General features: G+C 56.9%; 20 protein-coding genes. 10 read left to right on the forward strand and 10 right to left on the reverse strand.

Going from position 1 to position 23,082, the window contains the following annotated elements; genetic code table 11:
- Positions 1-29: 29 nt before the first annotated feature.
- From RBB76_RS00655 to cobA, 5 genes are all read left to right on the forward strand, one after another.
- Entirely contained in the window at positions 30-4,190 is a 4,161-nt protein-coding gene (locus RBB76_RS00655) for a sodium:solute symporter family transporter (RefSeq protein ID WP_429633485.1), read from the forward strand.
- 114 nt (positions 4,191-4,304) lie between these two features.
- Entirely contained in the window at positions 4,305-4,979 is a 675-nt protein-coding gene (phoU, locus tag RBB76_RS00660; protein ID WP_183981191.1) for a phosphate signaling complex protein PhoU, read from the forward strand.
- Between the two features lie 297 nt (positions 4,980-5,276).
- Positions 5,277-7,001, forward strand: a complete 1,725-nt coding sequence (locus RBB76_RS00665) for a nitrite/sulfite reductase (protein WP_429633483.1) — start codon at positions 5,277-5,279, stop codon at positions 6,999-7,001.
- A gap of 9 nt (positions 7,002-7,010) precedes the next feature.
- Positions 7,011-7,652 (forward strand): precorrin-2 dehydrogenase/sirohydrochlorin ferrochelatase family protein, encoded by a 642-nt coding sequence (locus RBB76_RS00670; RefSeq protein ID WP_429633481.1) that lies wholly within the window; start codon positions 7,011-7,013, stop codon positions 7,650-7,652.
- Entirely contained in the window at positions 7,649-8,395 is a 747-nt protein-coding gene (gene cobA, locus RBB76_RS00675) for a uroporphyrinogen-III C-methyltransferase (RefSeq protein WP_429633479.1), read from the forward strand. The genes RBB76_RS00670 and cobA overlap by 4 nt, the downstream gene beginning before the upstream one ends.
- Before the next feature lie 8 nt (positions 8,396-8,403).
- Here cobA and RBB76_RS00680 read toward each other — a convergent pair whose 3' ends face one another.
- A complete protein-coding gene (locus tag RBB76_RS00680) occupies positions 8,404-9,237 on the reverse strand; it encodes a PEP-CTERM sorting domain-containing protein (RefSeq protein ID WP_429633477.1) in 834 nt (277 codons plus the stop codon).
- 393 nt (positions 9,238-9,630) lie between these two features.
- On the opposite strand from RBB76_RS00680, the gene RBB76_RS00685 reads away from it, so the two are divergent.
- Positions 9,631-10,146, forward strand: coding sequence for a hypothetical protein (locus tag RBB76_RS00685; RefSeq protein WP_429633475.1), 516 nt, complete (start codon positions 9,631-9,633; stop codon positions 10,144-10,146).
- A 118-nt stretch (positions 10,147-10,264) separates the two neighbouring features.
- Here RBB76_RS00685 and RBB76_RS00690 read toward each other — a convergent pair whose 3' ends face one another.
- The 3 genes from RBB76_RS00690 to RBB76_RS00700 all read right to left on the reverse strand — a co-directional run bounded on the left by RBB76_RS00690 (position 10,265) and on the right by RBB76_RS00700 (position 12,445).
- Positions 10,265-11,032 (reverse strand): phenylalanine 4-monooxygenase, encoded by a 768-nt coding sequence (locus RBB76_RS00690; protein ID WP_429633473.1) that lies wholly within the window; start codon positions 11,030-11,032, stop codon positions 10,265-10,267.
- Between the two features lie 434 nt (positions 11,033-11,466).
- Entirely contained in the window at positions 11,467-11,997 is a 531-nt protein-coding gene (locus RBB76_RS00695; RefSeq protein WP_429633471.1) for a dihydrofolate reductase family protein, read from the reverse strand.
- A gap of 46 nt (positions 11,998-12,043) precedes the next feature.
- The gene (locus RBB76_RS00700) at positions 12,044-12,445 is read right to left on the reverse strand and encodes a YciI family protein (RefSeq protein WP_429633469.1); all 402 of its coding nucleotides are present in this window, start codon (positions 12,443-12,445) and stop codon (positions 12,044-12,046) included.
- A gap of 291 nt (positions 12,446-12,736) precedes the next feature.
- Here RBB76_RS00700 and RBB76_RS00705 point away from each other — a divergent pair, with 291 nt between their 5' ends.
- The gene (locus RBB76_RS00705; RefSeq protein ID WP_429633467.1) at positions 12,737-13,273 is read left to right on the forward strand and encodes a DinB family protein; all 537 of its coding nucleotides are present in this window, start codon (positions 12,737-12,739) and stop codon (positions 13,271-13,273) included.
- 40 nt (positions 13,274-13,313) lie between these two features.
- Here the strand turns inward: RBB76_RS00705 and RBB76_RS00710 are convergent, their stop codons facing one another.
- A complete protein-coding gene (locus RBB76_RS00710) occupies positions 13,314-13,694 on the reverse strand; it encodes a DUF4267 domain-containing protein (protein ID WP_429633465.1) in 381 nt (126 codons plus the stop codon).
- A gap of 89 nt (positions 13,695-13,783) precedes the next feature.
- On the opposite strand from RBB76_RS00710, the gene RBB76_RS00715 reads away from it, so the two are divergent.
- Together RBB76_RS00715 and RBB76_RS00720 are read left to right on the forward strand one after the other, a co-directional pair.
- Positions 13,784-14,374, forward strand: coding sequence for a TetR/AcrR family transcriptional regulator (locus RBB76_RS00715; protein WP_429633463.1), 591 nt, complete (start codon positions 13,784-13,786; stop codon positions 14,372-14,374).
- A 78-nt stretch (positions 14,375-14,452) separates the two neighbouring features.
- Positions 14,453-14,995 (forward strand): VOC family protein, encoded by a 543-nt coding sequence (locus tag RBB76_RS00720; protein WP_429633461.1) that lies wholly within the window; start codon positions 14,453-14,455, stop codon positions 14,993-14,995.
- Positions 14,996-15,000: 5 nt separating this feature from the next.
- On the opposite strand, the gene RBB76_RS00725 is transcribed toward RBB76_RS00720, so the two are convergent.
- The 5 genes from RBB76_RS00725 to RBB76_RS00745 all read right to left on the reverse strand — a co-directional run bounded on the left by RBB76_RS00725 (position 15,001) and on the right by RBB76_RS00745 (position 19,472).
- On the reverse strand, positions 15,001-15,390 hold the full coding sequence (locus RBB76_RS00725; protein WP_429633459.1) for a hypothetical protein: 390 nt from the start codon (positions 15,388-15,390) through the stop codon (positions 15,001-15,003).
- A gap of 48 nt (positions 15,391-15,438) precedes the next feature.
- Complete coding sequence (locus tag RBB76_RS00730) at positions 15,439-16,227, reverse strand: LuxR C-terminal-related transcriptional regulator (protein ID WP_429633457.1); 789 nt, start codon at positions 16,225-16,227, stop codon at positions 15,439-15,441.
- A 3-nt stretch (positions 16,228-16,230) separates the two neighbouring features.
- Positions 16,231-16,557 carry a PilZ domain-containing protein gene (locus tag RBB76_RS00735; protein WP_429633456.1) on the reverse strand — a complete coding sequence of 109 codons (327 nt, stop codon included), beginning with the start codon at positions 16,555-16,557 and terminating at the stop codon, positions 16,231-16,233.
- Positions 16,558-16,679: 122 nt separating this feature from the next.
- On the reverse strand, positions 16,680-17,894 hold the full coding sequence (locus tag RBB76_RS00740) for a hypothetical protein (RefSeq protein ID WP_429633454.1): 1,215 nt from the start codon (positions 17,892-17,894) through the stop codon (positions 16,680-16,682).
- 54 nt (positions 17,895-17,948) lie between these two features.
- On the reverse strand, positions 17,949-19,472 hold the full coding sequence (locus RBB76_RS00745; RefSeq protein WP_429633452.1) for a glycosyltransferase family 39 protein: 1,524 nt from the start codon (positions 19,470-19,472) through the stop codon (positions 17,949-17,951).
- A gap of 9 nt (positions 19,473-19,481) precedes the next feature.
- On the opposite strand from RBB76_RS00745, the gene RBB76_RS00750 reads away from it, so the two are divergent.
- Entirely contained in the window at positions 19,482-23,048 is a 3,567-nt protein-coding gene (locus tag RBB76_RS00750) for a polysaccharide deacetylase family protein (protein WP_429633450.1), read from the forward strand.
- The last annotated feature ends 34 nt before the right edge of the window (positions 23,049-23,082 follow it).

The raw sequence follows: 23,082 nt of genomic DNA on the forward strand, positions 1-23,082 counted from the left end.
AGGGGGGCTGTCGCTATACACTTGCACGAATGCATGCTGCCGCACTTCCAACGCGCCTTCATCCGTTCGATCTCGCTCTGATCGTCGTCTACCTCATTGGCATTACGCTGTTTGGTCTGCGCTTTCGAGGTGGTAAAGATTCTAATTCGAGATCGCTCCGAAGCTACTTTCTCGCGGATCAAACAATTCCGTGGTGGGCGATTGCTCTGTCTATCGTCTCGGCGGAGACCAGCACTCTGACGATCATCAGCATTCCCGGTGTGGCGTTTGCTGGAGACTTCGGGTTCCTGCAGATCGTGATCGGATACATGCTGGGCCGCGTGGTGGTGGCACTGATATTTCTACCGAAGTATTTTGAAGGCCGAATGCTGACGGCGTATCAGTTGATCGATCAGCGCTTCGGACATACGTTGCACAAGGTGACGGCAGGATTGTTCCTGTTGACCCGGGCGGCGGCTGAAGGGGTGCGCGTGTTCGCGGTGAGTATCGTGGTGGGGATCGCGATCGGGACGCGCGATGTGCTGTCGATCGGGATCATCTCGGCTCTTACGTTGCTCTATACGTTTGAAGGCGGAATGGCGGCGGTGATCTGGACCGATGTCGTTCAGATGGCAATTTATATTGGCGGTACGATGGTTGCGATTTTTACTCTAGGGACACATGTGCCCGGGGGATGGTCGCATATTCACGAAGTTGCGGCAGCCGCGGGCAAGTTTCGGCTGTTCCATTTCGCGCTGAATCTGACGCAGAGCTACACGTTTTGGGCGGGTGTCCTGGGGGGAACGTTCCTGACGATGGCCTCGCATGGCACGGACCAGCTGATGGTGCAGCGAATGCTGGCTGCGCGGAACCTTCGCGAGTCGAGGCTGGCGTTGCTTTCGAGCGGGGCTGTGATCTTTTTGCAGTTCACGCTTTTTCTGCTGATCGGCGTGGGGCTTTATGTTTTCTACGGACTACATCCGACGGTGTTCGCTTCGGCGGACCGAATCTTCCCAACGTTTATCGTGGGCGAGATGCCGATCGGGATTGCCGGGCTGCTGGTGGCCGCCATTCTCGCCGCGGCAATGTCAAATCTAAGTGCGGCGTTGAATTCCCTTTCTTCCACGACTGTGGTGGATTTTTATATGCACTGGAGGCCGGAGGCAGACGATCGGGAGCGGATGATGATCTCGCGCTCGAGCACGGTAGTGTGGGCGCTGGTGCTGTTTGGAGTGGCTATGTATAGCGTGTTTGCTGGCGGGAAAGGCCACGTGGTAGAGGTGGGGTTGTCGATTGCTTCGGTGGCCTATGGTGCTTTGCTCGGAGTATTTCTGCTGGGGACGCTTACCCGTTATGCAACGCAGACGGGCGCGATTCTTGGAATGATCTGCGGGTTTGGGCTGAACCTTCTTCTTTGGCTCTCTCCTGGCGTTATCAAAGTTGGACCGATCACCATTCCGCATATCGCGTTCACTTGGTATGTGCTGATCGGCTCGATCGTTACGTTTGTGGTTGGGTCAATTGGCAGTCTCGTGTTTCCTGGGAATAGAGCTGATAAGCTTCCGCAAAAGACTGCTGCGAAGGTCGCTATTTTGTTGTTGTTCGCTGCTCCGTTTTTTCTCTCATCCCGCGACATTGCTGCGGAGACTCAAACGGACTCTCATGAGAGCTACGATTTCAGTGCGGTTTCTACGCTGTTGAATGAGGCAATAGGCGCTAAGAAGCTTCCGGGTGCAGTGGTGCTTGTCAATCACGACGGCAAGACTGTGTTTGAAAAGGCGTACGGGAATCGTGCGCTTGAGCCCACCGTTGAACCGATGACGGAAGATACCGTCTTCGATATGGCGTCGCTGACAAAGTGTCTGGTTACGGCTACGGCAGTGATGCAGCTTTATGAGGCGCATAAGCTTCAGTTCGATGATCCGGTGGCGAAGTATCTGCCGGAGTTCGCGGCCAACGGCAAGCAGGCGGTTACGATTCGAGAGCTGCTGACGCACTACTCGGGTTTGCCGGAGGATATTGACCTGAAGGATGCGTGGGGACTTGCTGCTCCTGATAAAGGGGAGGGTGTGCGACGGGCGATGAATGCCGCGTTGGAGACGCAACCGGGCACGCATTTCAAATATTCGGATATTAACTACATTACGCTTGGCGTGCTGGTGGAAAGAATCAGCGGAGAAGCGTTGAACGAGTATGCGCAGGAGAAGATATTCAATCCGTTGGGAATGACACACACTCGTTATCTGCCGTTCCTGAGCGCTTGCGGGGTCAAGGATGTTCACGGATCAGCCGTGTCTCTTCCGTCTCCGTTGCCGGTCGGGACGAATGTTTCTTGCACGTCTGATGGCTCTCCGGAGAGTCGAGGTGGGTGGGTTCCTGGTGTTTGGATTCCAAACATCGCGCCAACCGCGTATGACAATGAGGGATCGACACTCACGAATCCCGACTACGACAGAATGCTTCGTGGAACAGTGCACGACCCGACTACGCGACGAATGGGTGGGGTTGCCGGACATGCGGGTGTGTTTTCTACGGCGGGAGATATTGCGTTGTTTGCTCAGGCGCTGCTCGATCGACTGGGGGGAAGGCAAAGTAGTTTTCCGTTAAAGCAGGCGACGCTGAAGTTGATGACGGAGCCGGAGCAACCTGCTAGCGCGGTTTCAGGGGCGACGATCTTTACTTCAGATGGCAAGACCACGACCGGAGTGGCAGCACGGGGATTCGGGTGGGATATAAACTCGGCGTTTTCGCGGCCGCGTGGTGAGGTCTTCCCGATTGGGAGCTTCGGTCATACGGGATTTACTGGGACTTCCCTGTGGATGGATCCCAAGAGCGACAGCTTCGTGGTTATTTTGTCGAATGTGATTCATCCGCGTGGAGCGCCTCCTATCTCGGTACTTCGCGGACAAGTTGCTTCGGCTGCAGCCGTCGCGCTTCATCTTTATCAAAAATGTTCTGCGAACAGCGTCTGCAATACGGAAGCCCCCGCCTCTGATCGTCGCGTCCTCACCGGAATCGATGTGCTTGAAGCGACTCACTTCGACGTGCTCGCGCAGGCTGCAAAGCGTCATGGAAATCATCTGAGGATGGGTTTGCTGACGAACCAGACCGGACTTGATCGTGAGGGCAAGCGGACGATCGACATATTGCAACACAGCTTGCCGGAGGTTGAACTGAAGACACTGTTCTCTCCGGAGCATGGTCTTTTGGGGACAAAAGATATCGTGAAGATCGGTAACGATGTGGACCCGGCAACGAATCTTCCTATCCTGAGTCTGTATGGCGCAAAACCTGAACAACGCCATCCGAGCATGGAGTCTCTGAAGGATCTCGATGCAGTGGTGATCGACCTGCAAGATGTCGGAGTTCGGTTCTATACGTATGAAGCACTCGTTGGATATTTTCTCGAGGCGGCGGCGCAGGCGCATATCGAGATTATCCTGCTCGATCGGCCAAATCCTAACGGTGGTATAGCTGTGCAGGGGCCCGTGTCTGATGCGGGAGCGGAGTCTTATAACAACTACATGCCGATGCCGGTTCGAAATGGAATGACCCTTGGAGAGCTTGCCCTCTACTTCAACAGCGAACGACGGATTCCCAGCGCGACCTCGACTAATATTCTGGTGCCTATCCATGCCCAACTCACCGTTGTGCCGATGCAAAACTGGTCTCGGGGACAATATTTTGATGAGACGGGATTGAAGTGGACAAATCCTAGCCCAAATCTCCGGAGTCCGGGGGCCGCCACCCTCTACCCCGCAGTGGGCCTGACTGAAATGACTAACATCTCTGTCGGTCGCGGAACGGATAAGCCGTACGAGGGTATTGGAGCACCCTACATTAATGCGCCGGAGCTAGCTGCTTACCTGACGGGGCGCCAAATTCCCGGCGTAAGCTTTGCGCCGACGAGTTTTGCAGTTGCGGAGGATTCGAACCACTACCCTTCTCATGGGAAGACTATCCCTGGAGTTGCGTTCACCGTGACCGATCGAAATGCATTCAATTCCCCGGAGATGGGGATTGAATTGTTGAGCGCGCTTCACCACCTTTATTCAGAGTTTCAATTGGCCAAAGCCGCATATCTAGTCACCAACGTGGACACGATGCAGGCACTGAAGAACATGGACGATCCACGGAAGATCGCGGCTGGATGGGAGAAGGACTTGACCGCATTTGAGCACCGGCGCGAAGCTTACTTGCTCTACAAGTAGCCTGGGCGTGGCCCAAACTGTGTACATCCCCGCAGTTCGAGGATGCGATATTTATGGTTTCTTCGCTTTATTTCCGTCACAATAGTGGGACGAACTGTAAAGAAGGATTCCCCGATGCCGCGCATTAACTTTCAATTGCAACTTGCAGCTCTCAAAGACAAGCTTCTGGCCATGGCTGCGCTCTCGCAACAGGCTCTTTCGTTGTCGTTGGAGGCATATCTGACTGGGGATATGAGTCTTTGCGACCACGTAAAGGAGATTGAAGCGGCAATTAATACGGCTGAGCGTGATGTAGATGAGATGGCCTACGACCTGCTCGCCAAAGAACAGCCGATGGCGATCGATCTCCGCTTCATACTGTCGGTGATCAAGATCAACGGCGATCTGGAACGGATTGGGGACCAGGCCACTAATATCGCTTCGCGAACTCAATACCTGCATGAATCGCCGAAGATCTCTCTGCCGATTGATATTCCGGATATGGGCGAGAAGGTTGGGGTCATGATCCGACGCGCGATTCAATCGTTGCTGGAGGCCGACGCCAAGCTGGCAGAGTCTGTACTCGCGATGGACGATGAGATCGACGACATGAATCGCGACGTTCAGAACGAGCTGATTGAGGTAATGCAGCAACACCCGGTGGTTAGCGGGCAGGCGCTGAATGCGATCATCATCTCGCGTAACCTGGAGCGCGCGGCGGACCACGCCACCAATATTGCCGAGGACGTGATCTTCTGGGTTCGCGGCTCGGATGTGCGGCACAAGCTCTCGCTCGCAGAGGCAGACTGAGTTTTGGGCTTGTGGGTTAGAGCTATAACGGAGCGCCGGGAAAGCGCTTTTTAGAAAGACTGGCAGGACCTCTCGGCCTTGACGTGCGCTTCTGCTACAACTAACCTTAGACGTATGGTGAGTACGTCTCCACGAATGTCACTGGCTTGTCGCGCGTGTTGTCACAACTGCGTGCGCCGTTGCCTTTGCCCATGTCGTGGACTTACCCAATAAGTCTCGATTCTCTTAGCAAAGTCAACAGCGCCCACTGAGACAGTGGGCTTTCTTGTTTCTATCGCAGACAAAAGGATACTCATCATGGAAGCCCCCGTCGTACCACCCGTCAAAGAGACCAAAGCGCAGAAGTCCGAACGTCTGAAGCTAGCCAAGAATCCGTGGGACGCGTGGGAAGAGGTCCGGCAGTTTGCCCGGGAGGGTCGCGATTCCGTACTACCGGAATGGGCTGGACTCTACTTCAAATGGTGGGGGATTTATACCCAAGGAGATGGGGTCGGAGCCACCGGAGGTGTCGGCGGCGAGGGGAAGGCCACCGAATACTTCATGATGCGTATTGGCCTGCCAAACGGCATCCTCAACAGCCCTCAACTTCGCGTCATAGCCGATCTTACAAAGCAGTATGCTCGAAATCTTGCTGACATCACGACACGGCAAAATATACAGCTGCATTGGCTGACGATCGATGCGTTGCCCAAGGTGGTCGATGCATTGACCGCCGTGGGACTGAGCCCCAAGGGCGCATGCGGGGATGTTGTTCGCAACGTCACGGGCTGCCCGCTGGCAGGAATTGATGGACATGAGCTCATCGACGCATCTCCGCTGGCAGTAGAGATCGCACACAAGCTGACGGCGAATCCTGATTTTTACAACCTGCCGAGAAAGTTCAAGATCTCTGTCACCGGTTGTCCTTTGTGGTGCACCTATCCAGAGATTAACGATCTTGCACTGACCGCAATCAAGCGGGTCGTGGATGGCCAGGAAGAGATCGGCTATACGCTGCGTGTGGGCGGAGGTCTTTCGACAGAGCCTCACCTTGCGGTGCGAATCCCCGCATTCATCAGGCAGGATCAGGCATATGCGGCTGTGCATGCTGCCGCCGAGGTCTTTCGCGAGCAGCAGGAGCTTCGTGAAAATCGCACCAGGGCTCGCATCAAGTATCTCTTTATGCGGCATGGCTGGACTGCGGAGTCCTTTCTCGAAGCAATAGAAGCCAAGCTGGGTTACAGATTGGATCCAAGTCCTGTCAGCGAAGATGTGGTCCCCGACGATATCTATCGGGATCACATTGGCGTCGCGCCGCAGAAGCAGATTGGATTGTCTTCGGTGGGCGCCAGCGTTCTTCGTGGACGTATCTCGGGCGAACAACTTCACCGATTGGCCGAACTTGCTGAAAAATATGGCAACGGGGAGCTGCGAACGACGATTATGCAGAATATTCTCATCGCGAATGTTCCGCACGCGAAGACCGCGGATCTGGTTGTTGCACTCAATGGAATGGGGCTTCAGGTAGATGTTTCATCTTTCTGGCGCGGGGCGATCGCCTGCACCGGCACGGAGTTTTGCAAGCTGGCGATTGCAGAGACGAAGAGCTTCTCGAAGTGGCTGGTCAGTGAAATGGAAGAGCGGCTTCCGGCCTTCGATCAGCAGATCAAATTACACGTGACGGGTTGCACCAATAGCTGCGGACAGCATTGGATCGCCGACATCGGACTAGAGGGCAAGAAGTTAAAAAAAGACGGGAAAACCGTAGACGCCTTCTATTTTTGCGTCGGGGGCGCGGTGGGTAGGTTTGCACGAACCGCCCGTCCGTTGGGCTATCGAGCCGCAGCCGATGATGTTCCGGATGCGATTGAACGGCTGTTGCGCGGCTATCTCGCTGCGCGTCAACCCGAAGAAGACCTGCGTGCCTACTTCGCCCGCATGGATGACGATAGTCTGCGCACACATCTTGCAGGTACAGTTGTTGAACCAGTCGACCGCGATGCTCCGCCGGTTGGCGCTGGTCGTCACGCGCCGGGAGAGTAACCTAGCTTCATGGATCTTTTTCCTATTTTTCTTAAGATTGCAGCACGGCCATGTGTTGTTGTTGGAGCCGGGAATTTGGCCGAAGCGAAGATCGACTCGCTGTTGGCAGCTCACGCTAAGGTGACGGTCATTGCTCCGGAAGCGCGTCCTCGCGTTGCTGACATGGCAGCTGCAGGCGAGATCGAGTGGCTAAAGAGAGAGTATGCCGCGGGCGACTTGACGGCGCAGTTCCTGGTGGTTGCAGCCACCGATAGTCCTGTGGTTAACCGAGCCGTTTTCAAAGAGGCGACCGAGAAAAACATCCTCTGCAATGCGGTAGACGACCCCCCATTCTGCGATTTTTACTTCCCTTCTGTAGTGCGGCGCGGAGATCTGCAAATCGCCATTTCGACTGCGGGAGCAAGTCCCGCGCTGGCCCAGAGGCTGCGCAAAGAGATCAATGCGCAACTGCCGCTCGACGTTGGCGATTGGCTGACGGACCTGGGAAACCTGCGGCGTGAGGTAACGCAAATCGAACCACTCAATGAGGAGCGGAAGTGGCTGCTTCATCAACTGGCACAACGGGAAGTGTGTGGCTACGAATCCTGTCCTTCACGCCTGCTTGCCCGCGAACATGCTTTGAAGAATCCACTCCCTGAGAAGAAATCGTGAACGCTGCTGCCCAGCCTGGAACTGTCTACTTAGCAGGTGCAGGTCCCGGCGATCCTAACCTGCTTACGCTCCGAGTACTGCGGTTGCTTGAGACCGCGGATTTGATCCTGCCGGATGATCTGGTCTCCGCTGAAATTCTCTCGCTCGCCCACGTCGGTGCAGAGATAATTCCGGTCGGCAAGCGTTGTGGGCAGCCGCGTATTACGCAGGCCGAGATCCACGTTCTTATGCTGGACGCTGCACGGGCAGGTAGGTCCGTGCTTCGGCTGAAGTCCGGCGATCCGCTGATCTTTGGGCGGGCCGGCGAAGAGATTGGGGCCTTGCGGGAGGCGCAGATCCCGTTCGAGATTGTCCCAGGGATCACGACAGCGTTTGCTGCGGCGGCGAGACTGCGAACTCCGTTAACAGATCGCAGCGCCGCTTCGAAGCTGATTCTGGCAACAGCGCATCATGCGGCGGATAAGATGGATCTGAAGCCGAAGTGGACGGGAGCCCTCCCTGAGGAGGCCACGCTGGTGATCTACATGCCAGGCCGTAAATTTCGTGGGCTCGCGCAGGACCTTATTTCTTCCGGAATCTCGGGCGAGACGCCCTGTGTCGCAATCAGCAAGGCGACCGCGGCCGATGAGCACGTCTATATCTCGACTCTATCCGAACTCGACGATGCAGCTGTGGGTCCTGCTCCCGTGATCCTGCTGATCGGATATGCCATTCAAGTGCCGGACCAAGGTTCAGGTAGCTAGAAGTCCGGCTAAACTTTGAATCTGCGTCGAATCGCGCCTGCTGCGCCCACCAGTCCAGTCAGCACCAGAACATAGCTGGAAGGTTCAGGAACAACCGATGGTGGTGGAGGTCCACCAGGAGAGCCGGGTCCAGAGGGAGAACCAGGTCCGCTGGGAGAGCCTGGTCCGCTGGGAGATCCCGGACCGCCAGGAGAGCCGGGGCCTGAGGGAGATCCCGGACCGCCAGGAGAGCCGGGGCCTGAGGGAGATCCCGGACCGCTAGGAGAGCCTGGCCCACTGGGAGAACCGGGGGTGCCGGGAGGTGCGGTCACTCCTTTTCCTGGGCCACCAGGGGCCGCACCGCCGCCGCCACCGAAGCCTGGGTTGTAGACAGATGGGCCGCCTGGAGTCTCTGGTGAGACGCCCGCATAGGAAGGAGGGGGTGGTACGTCGTTTGAGGCGACCATTTCGCCGAGATCGACCGGCTGGAGATCCAGACCATCCTCAAGAGGGAGCGCGGAGTGAAAGGGACCGGGGGTCTCTTCTGCCACGAGAGGCTCATCGCCGCCACCATCGGGCAGGACGCCACAGGCCAAGTTGATGTGGTGGAGCGTTTGCGGGCGGGTCATGCGCGGGCCCCTTGCGACAGCGGGCACCAGCTTCGGTTTCGGCGGGGCGATCTTGTGCTGAACATAGAGCTTTGCGCGGCGCTTCGCGGCGGCGATCCGCTGGACCTGGCGGGAGTGCGCCAACTCACGGCGATACGCAACAAACCATCGCTCGCAATCGGTCGACGCGCTAATGCACGATGCCGATGCGCCTACAAAGATCACCAACAGCAGAAGATACACAAAGCGACGCATAGTTCACCTTAGGAGACTTCGTCCTTCTAATAATGACTGGGACGAACATAAACGTTGATCGCAATCCGTGGACCAAACCAGATTGCAACTGAACCTGCCAAACATTGCAGTATTCGAGGAAATCTTTTGCCCGATTGGGAATATATTACCCTGCATTGGCGAATTGTTTTCCCTTTTTCTCTTGTTCTGTTTACCAATGTGGGAATCTCAGTCGTAATCTCGATGATCTGCACCGCAATTCTTTGCACGCCGGGCACCAAATTGGGACTCAACACAACATTTTCTTCTATTCTGCGTTCTTATAATCAGGAGTCCGGGCCCCTCCAAAGGAACGGATCCTGTAAAGCCACTGACGCCTGACGGCGTACTGGGCTTTGCTCAGGAGATTTGAAAATGCGCTTCTTACGCTATCTCGCTTTACTCGCCATCCTGATCGTTCCGGCGGCAGCTTATTCTCATGCCCAGGTGTCGGTGGGCGTCGGCATTGGTGGCCCCGTCTACGGTGGCTACGGCTATGCTGCTCCCGTCTGCTCTTACGGTTACTACGGCTACTACCCGTATGCGTGTGCACCTTACGGTTATTACGGCCCATCGTGGTTTAGCGGCGGTCTCTTTATTGGTGCCGGCCCCTGGTACCGTGGCGGCTACTACGGTTACCGCGGCGGCTGGGGCTATGGATACCGTGGCGGGTATGGCTACCGTGGCGGCGTAGGCTATGGGTATCGGGGTGGCTATGGATACCGTGGCGGCTATGCCGGTGGGTATCACGGTGGCTATGGCGGCGGATACCGCGGAGCGTCTGTCGGCGGCGGATACCACGGCGGCGGCGGTGGCGGATTCCATGGCGGTGGTGGTGGTGGTGGATTCCACGGTGGCGGCGGCGGCCACGGTGGTGGCGGACACCGGTAACTGTTGGTCGGTTGACCTATGAAAATAGCTGCTGGCTTTGTGCCAGCAGCTATTTTTCTTTAACCAGCACCTATTTTTCTTTAGTACGGTGTGCCAGGGAGTCAGAGCTCGAGCCTTTCTAGGCTAGCTGGCCTTCAGCCTGCTTGGTGGCTTCGTAGATCTGGTCGAAGGACTCGACGGCGTAGAGCACGGGTTGCATCTCGCTGGTCTGGAACTCCTGGTTCAGGACAGCGTCGAGGTTGAAGTCTTTCACTTCGCAGCCGCCTGCCAGGACCCGGGTGCATTCGCCATGGGAGGAGATGAGACCGCTGCCGTAGACCTTGATCTCGCCGTTCTGGCGGATGAGGCCGAACTCGACGGTGAACCAGAAGAGGCGGCCCATGCGCTCGAGCGCCACTGGATCGGTGAGACGAGCGCAGATCTTTCCGTAGCTTTCGAGGAAGTCCGCGAAGACGGGGTGGGCGTGCATGGGGACGTGGCCGAAGACGTCGTGGAAGATGTCAGGTTCCGGGGTGTACTCCATGGAGTCGCGTGAGCGGAGCCAGGTGGTGGTGGGGAACATGCGTGCGGCGAGCATCTCGAAGAAGGCGGCGGCGGGGAGGAAGCCGCTGACGGGGGTGGACCGCCAGCCGGTGCGCGGTTGGAGGAGGGCGCTGACCTCGGAGAGGTTGGGGAGCTGGTCTTCGCGGAGGCCGATCTGCTGGAAGCCGTCGAGATACTCCCGGCAGGCGTGCTCACGAAGCTGGGGCATGCGGCGGGTTACGAGTTCGCTCCAGATGGCGTGCTGTTCCGGGGTATAGTCCGCCCAGGTTTGCTCGATCAGATACGGCGCAGCTACGTTCAATTTGCCCTGTGCCAGATTCAGCGGTGAAGTTGCGATTGCCATGGGTTGTGTACTCGGCTCCTTGTTGTCCTTGTGCCAGCAGAAGGATACATCTTTACGACGATGATTGTGTCAGTTTGGATACCGGGGGTACCCCCCCCCGGGGGGGGTGGGGTATTTCGCGCGCAAATTACTTATTTTCAGCAGTTTACAACGTATATATCCCTGCAAAATATTCATTCCAAATGACTTGCGACTAAAATACTTATTTTCAATGGGTTAGCGAAATCTCTGTTTCGTACTTTCATGAAAAAGCCCGACCTGAGGCCGGGTTTTTCTTTCTCTCTTGAGTATAGCTGGAGGAGGGAAACTAATGCGCCACGTGTATGTGCTTGTTTGGTATAGAGTTAGGCGGTTTTGGGGCTTGACAGACCGAATTACCTTGGGGGGACGTCTGCTGTTGGGGCTGCGGAGCAGACGTCGGCGAGTCGCGCGATTTACGCGGGAACGTACGTCAATCTGATCACGTCCTCGGTAATTCGGTCGCTGGCGACAAGGCGGAGGGGCGGCCGGGGGCCGGTGAAGAATGGCTTGCCGCGACCGAGTACGACCGGGTGGAGGTAGAGTCGATACTCATCGATAAGGCCAAGGTTGGTCAGGCTTCCTGCCAGGTCTGGTCCGGCAACGTCAATCTCCCCAACTTGCTGTTCCTTCAGCCCACGTATCACCGCCTCGATGTCGCCCTCGACAAGGGTGGCGTTGGGTCCGACCGACTTCAACGAGCGCGACACAACCCACTTCGGCTTGCTCCGCCACATCGCCGCAAAGTCGTGATCCTCTGCGTCCCAGTCCGCAAGGTCTTCGTCCCAATAACGCATTACCTCGTACATGCGGCGACCGTACACACTGCCCGTCAGGTCGGGCATAGCCTCAATGAAGTGGCGAGAGAGCGCCGCGTCTGGCTTGAAAGCAAGATGGTCGACGTAGCCATCCAAGGACTGGTTCAATGCATAAACGAGCTTTGCCATGGGACAAAACCTCCGCGAAGCCGGCCTGCACGGTGCAAATTCTTCCTCATTGCGCGGCGAGCTTTCGCCGTCTCTGCTCGCTCTTCTTCATCATGTCACTCATATCGAAGGTTGGATGTATCTCGAATAACGACCCATACTTCAGACTGGGATGCCGCGACATGAGTTGAATGGCATGATTCATGTCCCGTGCCTCAAGCACGAGAATGCCGCCAAGCTGTTCCTTGGTTTCGGCATAGGGACCGTCAGTCGTCGCGGCTTTCCCATCCTTCCACTGCAAGGTCAAGGCAGTTTCTTGAGGCTGAAGAGCTTCTCCACCAACAAAGTGCCCATTGGCGCGCAGATAGTCGTCGTACTCAAAACATTCGTCGAACATTGCGTTTCGCTCTTCCTCGGTCATGCTCGCGTGTTTTGCCGGCTCGTAGTATCCCAGACAGATGTATTTCATTGGAGCTCTCCTTTATTGGTCAGCAGCGCGACCTTGCACGCTGGGTTGTTCACCTTATAGTCGTCGGGCGCAGGGAAAATCGACAGCAGAGCCGGTTTTTAATTTCAAGCCGCGCGCGCCAGCAGGCTAGCCGGAATCAGTCACTGGCTGCCCTGGTGGATGTTCCGGTTGGATGCGGTTATCATTTCAGCCGGTCTGAGATTTGCAAAACCGGGGATTTGCAAAACCCGGGATTTGCAAAGTTGGGATTGGCAAAATCAGGGAGGTCATATGAATAAGAGACTCTGTTGTGTGCTCGTCGCATTGATGGTCACCTGCGTTGGTGTATTCGCACAGACGCCGGCAACCGCAACGCCTAATCCGATCACAGCGAGCGAAAAAGGATTTTACGGATTGGTCAGCGGCGAAGTAATTGCTGCTGCCGAGAAGATGCCGGAAGAAAACTACTCGTTCAAGCCGACGCCGGATGTTCGCAGTTTCGGCCAACTCGTCGGACACGTGGCGGATGCGCAGTACCTTTTTTGCTCGACGGCGCTCGGCGAAGCGGATCCCGTGAAAGCGATTGAGAAAACCAAGACCTCGAAGGCAGACCTTGTGGCAGCGCTGAAGGAAGGCGTGGCTTACTGCAACAAGGCGTTTGCCAGTATGACGGACGCGAAGGGCAGCCAGATGGTGAAGATGATGAACTTCGATGTGGCCGAGCTTTCTGTCCTCTCCATTAACACGGCACACGCCGATGAACACTATGGAAACATGGTTACCTATTTACGGCTGAAAGGCATCGTTCCGCCAAGCAGCGAAAAACAGGCTAACCAGGGGCAGAAGTAAGATCGCCTCGCGGTCTACAAGACGGTCAGAGGCGTTTCTCTCAAATTGCATGGATCAATAAGAGGCCGACGATCAGCATGACCGCGCAGGTTACGCCGTGAATTGAGAACGCTTTCGACTTCGACCCGCCCGACCCCAGAACGATCGCCATGTCGCCAAGAGGGATGATCGCAAAAACGAGGAGAGCGATGCCGACCGTCCGCAGGTCCGTGGTCAGCATCATGGTCAGCACGACCAACCCGGCTCCGAGGTCGCGAATGCCTTTAAGACGCAGCCAGGCACGAGTGTCGGCGTCTGATGCAGGCGGCTTGAGACCAAACGAGCCTGAGATTCGTTGAGGAGCTACGAGGTAGAAACAGCCGATAGTCATCACCGCGACGGCGATAAGAGCAGCGACAGAGAGTGGGATAGCGCTATGCATATAATGTTTTCTCCTTAGAAAATCTAGCAACGCTATATTTGATGTACGGCATTTGGAAAAAGTTTCTAGCAACGCTATAATTTCTATCAATGAAAACAGAACTGGGAGATAACCGAATTGCGGAACGAAAACTGCGGGACAAGCAGGCACGCCGGGCGCAGATTATCAGTGCCGCACGACGAATCGCGGAGCTTGAAGGGTGGCCCAACGTAACCGTTCGGCGGCTATCGGACGAGATTTCATACAGCCAACCTGTCTTGTACGCGCATTTTGGAAGCCGCGAAGGAGTTCTCGCCGCGGTTGCTGTCGAGGGTTTCCAGGAGATGGGGGTGGGTTTGGAGAGGGCATGGAAGCGGGCTAAGCGCGGGAATCCGGTCGAATCGGTAGCGGCGGCATATCTGGAGTTCGCCGCCACTTCCCCTGCACTGTATGAGGTGATGTTTTCGCTTAGCCTGAGCGTGCCATTCGGTGAAGCGGCTACTCCTCCGGAGCTGCGTTTCGCGTTTTCCCAGCTGCTGGGGTTGTTCGAGGGGCAGGGCTCGAAGTCGGAGGTTATAACGGAATTGTTTTGGGCGAGCCTCCATGGTATCGCCGAGCTGACAAGAACCAAGCGACTTCCGCCCATCCGTCAGAAGGAGCGCGTGAGGACGCTTGTCGAGCTCTTTAGCTTTCCAAGGTGAGACGACGCAGAGCGCAATCGCAGCGTTTGTGGTTGCTATCCACAATCCACGCCGTTAGCCTGTGGTCAAAAGAGATTTGTGAATGGAGCTATCGATGGAGATGAGGAGACGGCAGGTACTCTACTTTCTTGCGTGCGCAAGCGGATGGCCTGTTGTAAAGGGCAGCACTGCTTATCGATGGTGGATGGCTTCCAGGCGCCTTCGCATAGTGAAAAGGCTGCAGACGAGAGCTTGCCTGCGGAGCGAGTGCTCGGAATTGGCGGTTTGTTCTTTCGCGCTCACGATCCGAAGGCTCTTGCGGAATGGTATCGCAAGCACCTGGGAGTGGGATTGGTTCCTGGCGACTCTACCACCGCCGCATGGCACACGGAAGCGGGTCCTACAACCTTTCAACCGTTTTCTATGACGAGTAAATACTTCGGGGATGAACACCAGATGTGGATGGTCAACTTTCGCGTTCGCGACCTCGACAAAATGGCGGCCCAGCTTCGCTCGGCGGGCATCGAAGTCGCAATTGACCCGCAAACATATCCCTATGGCCGGTTTGCCAGGATTCACGACCCGGAGCAGAATCCGATTGAGTTGTGGGAGCCTGCCGAACGTGGTGCAACACATCAATAGTTAAGCTACTTTGCCAGGAGTCGAGGCAGCATGTCGCCGTAGCCCCAGATTGCTGTGCCGGAAATGCCGGTTGCATAGCCAAAGTACAACACAAGTTGATAGAAATGGGGTGGTTCCAGGACTAGCTCAATCTCTCGTTGCACTGTTGCGAGGCCTTGCTTCAGCGCAGTCGCGAGCTTTCGCTGCAAGAACCCGCCAAGTCTGAAACAAGCGGCCGTGCCCACAAGGCACATCACTGAACCCGAGCGACTGAACCAGTCGTTTCCTGTCTTCCTCGACAGATAGTAGGAGAATGCCGCGAAGAACCAGGAGCCTGCCAGGATGACACACATCACTGCACAGATCCGGTCCAGCTCCTTGAATAGCGATTGTGGCGTGATTTCTTTCGCGCTCATTTTGGTCTCCTTAGTGAAGCGATAAAGGAGCCGGGTCGCGAGAGTCAACTACATTTTTGCGCGGAGAGGTTGCGAGGGCTCCGTGTGGGGGGCACCCATCGCGGGGTCGCCGTCGACCAGGTACTTTTTGAGCAGCTCATGGTGGAGACAGTAGAGAGCCAGCTCGAGACGGTCGGAGACGCCGAGCTTGTCGTAGACCTTGCGCAGGTAGTTCTTGATGACCTGTTCGGTGGTGCCGATCTGGTAGGCGATCTCTTTGTTTCGCATGCCGCGGGTGATGCAGCTGATGATGGCGAGTTCTTTTTTAGAGAGCTTGGGCTGGACCTTGGGGTCGGTGAGGCTGGTGGCCTGGGAGCGGTAGGCTTCGATGACCCAGCTGATGGACTGGTTGTCGATCCAGGTCTCTCCCTCGGCGATCTTGCGGACGCATTTGACGAGCAGGTCGGGGGAGATGGAGCGGGGCACGACTCCGCGAACGCCGCGGCGGTAGAGCTCGACGGTGTTGGCCTCGTCGGTCTCGGTGACCTGGACGATGAGCTTGGCTTCGGGGGCCTGGCGAACGAGCTCGGGGATGGCGTCGATGGTGCCGGAGATGAGCTGGCCCTCGAGGAGAACGACGTCGGTGGGGTAGCGCTGCAGGGCGGCGTAGAGATTCTGGAGCGTCTCCACCTGAGCGACGACCCGGATGTCATCTTCGAGGGCAAAGACCTTCTTCATGCCGACGCGATAGATCGCTTGCGAATCCGCGAGGATGACACGAACGCCGGCAGAATGAGTGGTGTCCTCTTCCGGCATTTCTTCGTTGCTACGGATTGGGTCAAAATTGACTACGGTCATAGATCAAGCCTTTAGGGAATATTCGTCGATCACTGCAGCGGCTTTTTTCGTTCCATTCTGCAAATAGTGGCGTACGACGCGGCCAATGCAGTGTATGGTGACATCGTTCGTGGTTCCCATGACTGCTGCGGGCATCGCTATCGTGAACTCAATTCTGCTGTCTACCCGCGGCAACTGGTCACTCACAAAGAGGAGCCCATTGGCGGAGATGTTCTCGGTCATCGCTTCCAGTTCACCCTGCTCGGTTTGAATCCGAATAGGGAGCCTCATTGGAAAACGTACCGCCGTGCGAACTGGATTCTCCCCATTTGGCATTTGCCACTGAGCCACTCGTCCTCCTCCGTGCGTGAACTGCGGATATGACATAAAAACACCTGAAAAACTGCCAATGACTGACACAGTGGAGTTTACCCCAGCTTTCCCTCTGCGACAGTTTTTTTATGAATGCCTGGTTACTCCAATGGGCACAGCGCGGCGGAGCTCCCTACCCAGAGCTGATTGCGGTTGTGGTCGACACCCATCATCAAACCGCGTCCGAGGCGGACCAGGGCGATGGCTGGCTGGAGAGCTTCGCCGTCGGGCCAGAGGTACATGATACGGATTTCGGCCTGGGTGAGGCCGTGGGGAGTGTCGATGACGGGCTCGAAAGAGACGCGCTGCTGGAGGAGGTAGAGGTGGCGGTCGGCGGGTGCGATTGCGTTGAGGTCCTCGTCGGTCGGGGCGAAGTGAATTCCCTTCCCTGCGAAGGAGTAGAGGGGCTTGAGGAGGAGCTTTTCGCGGTCTTCGGGGAGGCCGGAGAGGCTGGGGTTGGCGTACCAGTCGTCGAGAAAGACGGCCTTGGGGACGGAGGGGTGGTCGAGGTAAGGGAGGGAGAACTTGCTGATGCGGAAGTACCAGTTGGGATGGCCGGCCCACTCGACGTCGAGCTCGTCGCGGTAGTCGAAGGGGAGCTGGATCTTTTTGCGCTCCAGCTCGTCGACGATGGCGCGGTTGTAGATGCGGTGGATGGGGACCTCGCGGCCATCGCTGAGGTAGAAGAGGCGGTTGCCGTGTTTGATGAGGCTGGTGATGTCTACGGTGGCGATGCCGAGTTTGTCTTCGTAGATGTTGAAGTCGGGGAGGGTTTTCTGGTGGGTGGGGTCGATCTCAAGGAGGATTACGTTCTCGGGGGCGTGGTTGTTGAGGATGACCTTGGCGAGGAGCTGCCAGTAGGTTTGCTCGTTGAGGCCGCCGAGGTGCCAGGTTAGCTTGGGGTCGAGATCGTAGGTTTCGATGTACTGGGGGGCGAGGGTGTCTTGATAGCCAAAGATGGAGGGGAAGGCCTGGAGTTCGACGAGCTTTGGACTGAGGGTGCCGTCGGGGTTGCGGACCAGGCCGAAGTCTACGGTCATGAAGTTGGGCTGCGGGTTGTCGTTGGGCATGCGGTATTGCGCGGGGACGCATTGCTCGGAGGCCTGCATGTAGGCGGGGTTGTCGAGGAGCTGGTGGGTGAGTGCGGCGCCGGTTTGTGCGAGGTCGTCGATGAGGGATTTGGGGAAGAAGCAGGGTGTTTCGGCGACGCGGAATTCGATGTCGGTGCGGCAGCGGCGGCTGAGACGGGCGAGGAGGTCTTCGTATTTGGCTTGGGCGAAGTTGGCGTTGAACCGATCGCGATAGGGCTGCAGCATGGGAGCTAGTGTAGCTGCTGTTTCGGTTGCAGGACGGGTTGATTGCGTGGTGGGTTATGCGGCGGGTTTCCGCCTTACGTCTGCTGGCTCTTCGGAGGCGGAATGGAAGAGGAAGCTTCCCCAGACGAAGAGTAGGGGGAAGATTTCGAGGGTGTAGCGGGGTTCTGAGTTGTCGAGGGTGAGCAGGAGCGCGCAGCGTAGGACGACGAAGCCCACCATGGCGGCGGCGAGCGCGGCGTCTGGGGTCCATCCGTGTCTTCGCCAGAGCCAGAGACCGATGCCACCGAGGATGAAATAAGCGAGATTGAGGGCGGCAGAGGCGTAGGCGAGGAGAGTCTTGGCGCGGTATTCGTTCCAGTTCCACCAGTCGAGGCCGATCTGCATCATCTCGGGGCGCGGGCGGAAGAGCATGTTGGCGAGGCGGGCGACGGGGAGAACAATATAGTAGCGCAGGGAGCTGGCTTGAATGCGCTGCTGGGCGAGGGCTTCGAAGCGTTGATCGAAGGCCGGGGTGGCGTTGTCCTTCTGGTTGTAGTCGGAGAGTATCGCGGCAGTTTCGGCGTATTGATCCTCGGAGTCGAACGCTCGCGTGGGGAGATCGCTGATGCGGAGGTCGGTGCTGTCGTAGTTCCAGTAGACCTGCTCGGTGTCGGCGAAGTCGATGGCCCAGGTGCGATACCAGTGCTGAAATCCTTTGGGGATGGCTTCGCCGGGGTCGGTGGCGCTGCGTGGAGCCAGCGGCTGGAAGACGTGGAAAGTGCGATAGTTCCTGATGGTCCAGGGTACGAGGGGGAGGAGGATGCAGATTGCGGCGACGAAGACTGGGCGGAGTTTGCTTAGGGAAAGAGTGCGCTCAGATTGATGCCAAACGATCCAGATCATGGCGGGGACGACGGTGGCGGGAAGGAGGCCTTGCTCCGGCCGCAGTAGAACGGAGTAAGCCATAGCGGCAGTGATCATCCAAAGCCAGCGGTTGTATCCGGCGCCCGCGCTTCGCCAGCGTTCGAGGCTATAGAACGTGAGGGCGATGGTGAAGAGGGTGAGGGTCTCGGTGAGCGGAGCTGCGGCGTAGATCGCGGTGAAGGGACATAAGGCGGAGAGCCATAGCGTGGCCAGTGCGGCGCGTCGTCCGAAGAGCCTGCCTGAAAGTGCAGAGAGCAATATACAGGTGAAGAGGTCGATTGCCGACTGTAGATAAATGATGGGGTGGTAGCGATCGAAGCCGAAGATACGAAAGCAGGCCGCGAGAAACATCGGGTAGCCGGGGAGGCGAATCAGGGTTGGGCGAGGGCCGTTTGGTCCGACGCTGAAGCCGTAAACATCGAATTTCAGCCAGTTTCGGGCGATGCCTCCATAGATCAGCGTGTCGCCTTCGATGCGGCTCGCATGGGCCACGTACCAGAGGCGCAGTGCGAGCCCTGCCGCTAGGGGGAGTGCAACCCACAGAGCTATCCTCAGCTTTCCCTTGGTCATGTCTTTTGCATCATACTGCTGGAGCGCGCAGATATCGGCTGCTCGCGTTGACTCGGGGGTTTCGCCTGCATAGGATGAGACATACCGCATGCGCAGAGTCGCCATTACTCCTCAATGAATAGACAGGTCTTCTACGATCCACAACGTAAGCGCTGGAAGCGGCTGCGCAGAATCTTTGACGTGCTCGCCCTTCTGGGACTAGTGCTAGGGACTGTCTTCGTCATTGGCCTGATGCGGATGAAGCCGCTGCCGGAGCTGTTTCTGCGGGCGCCGAAACGAAACTACCGGGCACTTGCGAACCAGACGACTCCGCAGCTGAAGCCGGGGCAGAAGCTGCATCGATCTGCTCACCGAAAGACCGATGTGAAGCCTGGAGATGTTCCCCTGAACTCGGGCGAAGGTCTGCGCGCGGCTTATTACGTGGAAGACGACCCGGCGAGTTACTCCTCGCTGAAACAACACATTGCCCAGGTAGACCTGCTGTTTCCAGAGTGGCTGCACGTCGTTTCGACGAAGGGCGAGGTAGTTTCTTATACGCAGGACAATCGCGCGTATGACGTAGTGGATAAGGCGGGTGTACACCAGGTCGATCGCGAGGGCAAAGTTGAGCGAACAGTAGCTGCCAACCATGTGAACCTGGATATCTTTCCGCTGGTAAACAACTACGACCCGAGGCGACAGATTTGGGCACCGGAGGTTGGGGGATTTCTAACCAACGACGTGGCACGCGCATCTTTTGTTCAGCAGATTCACAACTTTCTGGCAGGAAACCCCAGCTATCGCGGCCTGTCGCTGGATTTTGAAGAGATTCCCACGAACGCGCAGCCTGGCTTCAGGTCTTTGATTGCTGCGCTGTACGAAGACTTTCGCCCGCGCAATCTGCGGCTCTATGTGAATACGCCCGTCGGCGATGATGATTGGGACCTGAAGTTCATGGCAGACCACTCGGATGGTTTGCTACTGATGAACTATGACGAGCACCAAACTGACAGTGGGCCGGGGCCTATCGCCTCGCAGGACTGGTTTGTCGACAACCTGAAGAATGTCCTTAAGACCGTCCCCAAAGAGAAGATCATCTGCGCGCTTGGGAGCTATGGCTACGACTGGACGACGGCGTTGCCTCCGCCAGAGCCAGCGGCCAAGCCTGGAATGAAGAAGGTACGGCCCAAGAAGCCGGCAGGTCCAGAGAAGATCCTAGCGGCACATGACCTTTCGACACAGGATGCGTGGCAGGCGGCGGAGGATTCGGATTCTCAGATCGATCTCGACGATGACTCGATGAACGTGCACTTCGCGTATGACGATGAGGATGCGCAGGTTCGTCATCAGGTGTGGTTTCTCGACGCGGTCACGATCCTTAATCAGATGAGGGCGGCGCGCACGCTGGGCATTCAGACGTACGCGTTGTGGCGTCTGGGGTCGGAAGACAACTCGATGTGGAAGATCTGGGATCATCCGTTGCAGTCGGATCCGGTGAAAGAGTTGGCTCAGGTTGAGCCGGGATACGACGTAGATACGGAAGGTCAGGGCGACATATTGCGTGTCACGCGTAAGCCGCAGTTTGGCGATCGTGTGGTGACGCTGGACGATGATGACTCGGTGCCGATGGAGTACCGGATGGTGACAGAGGAGTCGATGTCCTCGTATCCGCTCTCCTATACGGTCGAGCAGTACGGCTACAACGACAAGAAGGTGGCGCTGAGCTTCGACGACGGTCCTGACCCGGAGTGGACGCCGAAGATTCTGGACATTCTGAAGCAGTACAACGTGAAGGGAACGTTCTTCATGATCGGCGAAGTCGCCGAGGACTACGTCGGTGTGATGCAGCGAGTCTTTCGCGAAGGCCATGAGATCGGGAACCACACGTGGTCGCATCCGGACATCAGCGAAATCTCCAATCGGCAGGTGGATCTGGAGTTGAATCTCACTGAACGGCTGTTCGGATCGAAGCTCGGGGTCCAGCCGCTTTATTTTCGGCCGCCCTACTCGATCGACCAGGAGCCGGATACAAACGACCAGGCTGCTCCGGTGGAGAGGATTCAGGGCTTAGGTTATGTAATCGTCGGCAACAAGATCGATACCAATGATTGGGATGAACATCCACGCAAATCTCCGCAGGAGATTACCGACAGCGTCTTTCAGCAGATTGAGGATATGAAGACGAAGCCGTGGAACCGCGGCTCGGTGATTCTGCTGCACGATGGTGGTGGGGATCGCTCGGCTACCATTGCGGCGCTGCCGGTGCTGATCGAAGCATTGAAGGCGCGGGGTTATGAGATTGTTCCGGTGTCGGAGCTGGTGGGTAAGACGCGCGCTGAGGTGATGCCGGAGTTGACGCCGCATCAACGGTGGCAGGCTCGGGCTGATTCGCTGACATTCTTCTTCTACAGCTTCTTCCACTATTTTGTGGTGGGTGTGTTCTTCGTTGGCGATGTTCTGATGACTGCGCGGCTGATCATTATTGGAATCTTTGCGATCATCGATCGATTCCGTAAGAGAAAGAACTATGCGACGCCGGAGTATCAGCCGAGGGTTGCAGTGCTCATCCCTGCTTATAACGAAGAGAAGGTTATCGTTCGGACGATTCGCTCGGTGATGATGTCGACGTATAAAAACATTCGCATCATCGTGATCGATGACGGGTCGAAGGACAATACGTTTGATGTGGCGCGCGAGGCGTATCCGGCGGACATTGCTTCCGGTCGGCTGACGGTGATGAGCAAGCCGAACGGTGGCAAGGCGGATGCGCTGAACTATGCGTTGGAGCGGCTCGATGAAGAGATATACGTCGGCATCGATGCGGATGGCGTGATTGCGCATGATGCGATTGCGCGACTGGTGCCACACTTTGCGAATCCGAGGATCGGCGCGGTTGCGGGTAACGCGAAGGTCGGCAATCGGGTGAATCTGTGGACGCGGTGGCAGGCGCTTGAGTACATCACGAGCCAGAACTTCGAGCGACGGGCGCTGGATTTATTTGATGTCGTCATGGTGGTTCCCGGCGCGATTGGCGCGTGGCGGACGGCACCGGTGAGGGCTGGTGGAGGATACCACTCGAACACGGTGGCCGAGGATGCCGACCTGACGATGAACCTGCTGGAGCAAGGATACAGTGTGATCTACGAGGATCAGGCGCTGGCCTTTACTGAGGCTCCGGTGAATGCGGATGGGTTGATTCGGCAGAGGTTCCGGTGGTCGTTCGGGATTCTGCAGGCGATCTACAAGCACAAGGGCGCGATCAGCAAACACCGCGCGATGGGGTTGTTTGCGCTGCCGAATATTTTGATCTTCCAGATCATTTTGCCGCTGGTGTCGCCGTTGATCGATCTTATGTTTGTGCTTGGGATCTTTCACTACATCATCGATAAGCACTTTCATCCGGAGACTGCTTCGGCGGATAGTCTTTACAAGTTACTCGCATTTTTCGCTGCGTTTTTGATCGTTGACTTTGCGGCCTCGGCGCTGGCTTTTGCGCTGGAACGGAAGCATCCGGCGAGCAAGGGCGACGGGTGGCTGCTGTTCCATATCTGGATTCAGCGGTTTACCTATCGGCAACTGTTTTCGGTTGTGTTGTTCAAGACGGTGAAACGCGCCATTGACGGCAAGCCGTTCAACTGGGACAAGCTGGAACGAACCGCGCAGATGTCGAAGGCGACCGAGAAGCTTACTGAGGGCGCCTAGGCGGTTTGGCGGGCTCGATCAAACTTTGTGTGCG

It is taken from the genome of Tunturiibacter psychrotolerans (assembly GCF_051013365.1).
Lineage (GTDB): Bacteria > Acidobacteriota > Terriglobia > Terriglobales > Acidobacteriaceae > Edaphobacter > Edaphobacter psychrotolerans_A.

Bases quoted from the DNA above. Each gene is read 5' to 3' on its own strand.
- RBB76_RS00655 (WP_429633485.1), top strand. From the start codon at position 30: ATGCATGCTGCCGCACTTCCAACGCGCCTTCATCCGTTCGATCTCGCT.
- phoU (WP_183981191.1), top strand. From the start codon at position 4,305: ATGCCGCGCATTAACTTTCAATTGCAACTTGCAGCTCTCAAAGACAAG.
- RBB76_RS00665 (WP_429633483.1), top strand. From the start codon at position 5,277: ATGGAAGCCCCCGTCGTACCACCCGTCAAAGAGACCAAAGCGCAGAAG.
- RBB76_RS00670 (WP_429633481.1), top strand. From the start codon at position 7,011: ATGGATCTTTTTCCTATTTTTCTTAAGATTGCAGCACGGCCATGTGTT.
- RBB76_RS00680 (WP_429633477.1), bottom strand. From the start codon at position 9,237: ATGCGTCGCTTTGTGTATCTTCTGCTGTTGGTGATCTTTGTAGGCGCA.
- RBB76_RS00685 (WP_429633475.1), top strand. From the start codon at position 9,631: ATGCGCTTCTTACGCTATCTCGCTTTACTCGCCATCCTGATCGTTCCG.
- RBB76_RS00690 (WP_429633473.1), bottom strand. From the start codon at position 11,032: ATGGCAATCGCAACTTCACCGCTGAATCTGGCACAGGGCAAATTGAAC.
- RBB76_RS00695 (WP_429633471.1), bottom strand. From the start codon at position 11,997: ATGGCAAAGCTCGTTTATGCATTGAACCAGTCCTTGGATGGCTACGTC.
- RBB76_RS00700 (WP_429633469.1), bottom strand. From the start codon at position 12,445: ATGAAATACATCTGTCTGGGATACTACGAGCCGGCAAAACACGCGAGC.
- RBB76_RS00710 (WP_429633465.1), bottom strand. From the start codon at position 13,694: ATGCATAGCGCTATCCCACTCTCTGTCGCTGCTCTTATCGCCGTCGCG.
- RBB76_RS00715 (WP_429633463.1), top strand. From the start codon at position 13,784: ATGAAAACAGAACTGGGAGATAACCGAATTGCGGAACGAAAACTGCGG.
- RBB76_RS00725 (WP_429633459.1), bottom strand. From the start codon at position 15,390: ATGAGCGCGAAAGAAATCACGCCACAATCGCTATTCAAGGAGCTGGAC.
- RBB76_RS00730 (WP_429633457.1), bottom strand. From the start codon at position 16,227: ATGACCGTAGTCAATTTTGACCCAATCCGTAGCAACGAAGAAATGCCG.
- RBB76_RS00740 (WP_429633454.1), bottom strand. From the start codon at position 17,894: ATGCTGCAGCCCTATCGCGATCGGTTCAACGCCAACTTCGCCCAAGCC.
- RBB76_RS00745 (WP_429633452.1), bottom strand. From the start codon at position 19,472: ATGGCGACTCTGCGCATGCGGTATGTCTCATCCTATGCAGGCGAAACC.
- RBB76_RS00750 (WP_429633450.1), top strand. From the start codon at position 19,482: ATGAATAGACAGGTCTTCTACGATCCACAACGTAAGCGCTGGAAGCGG.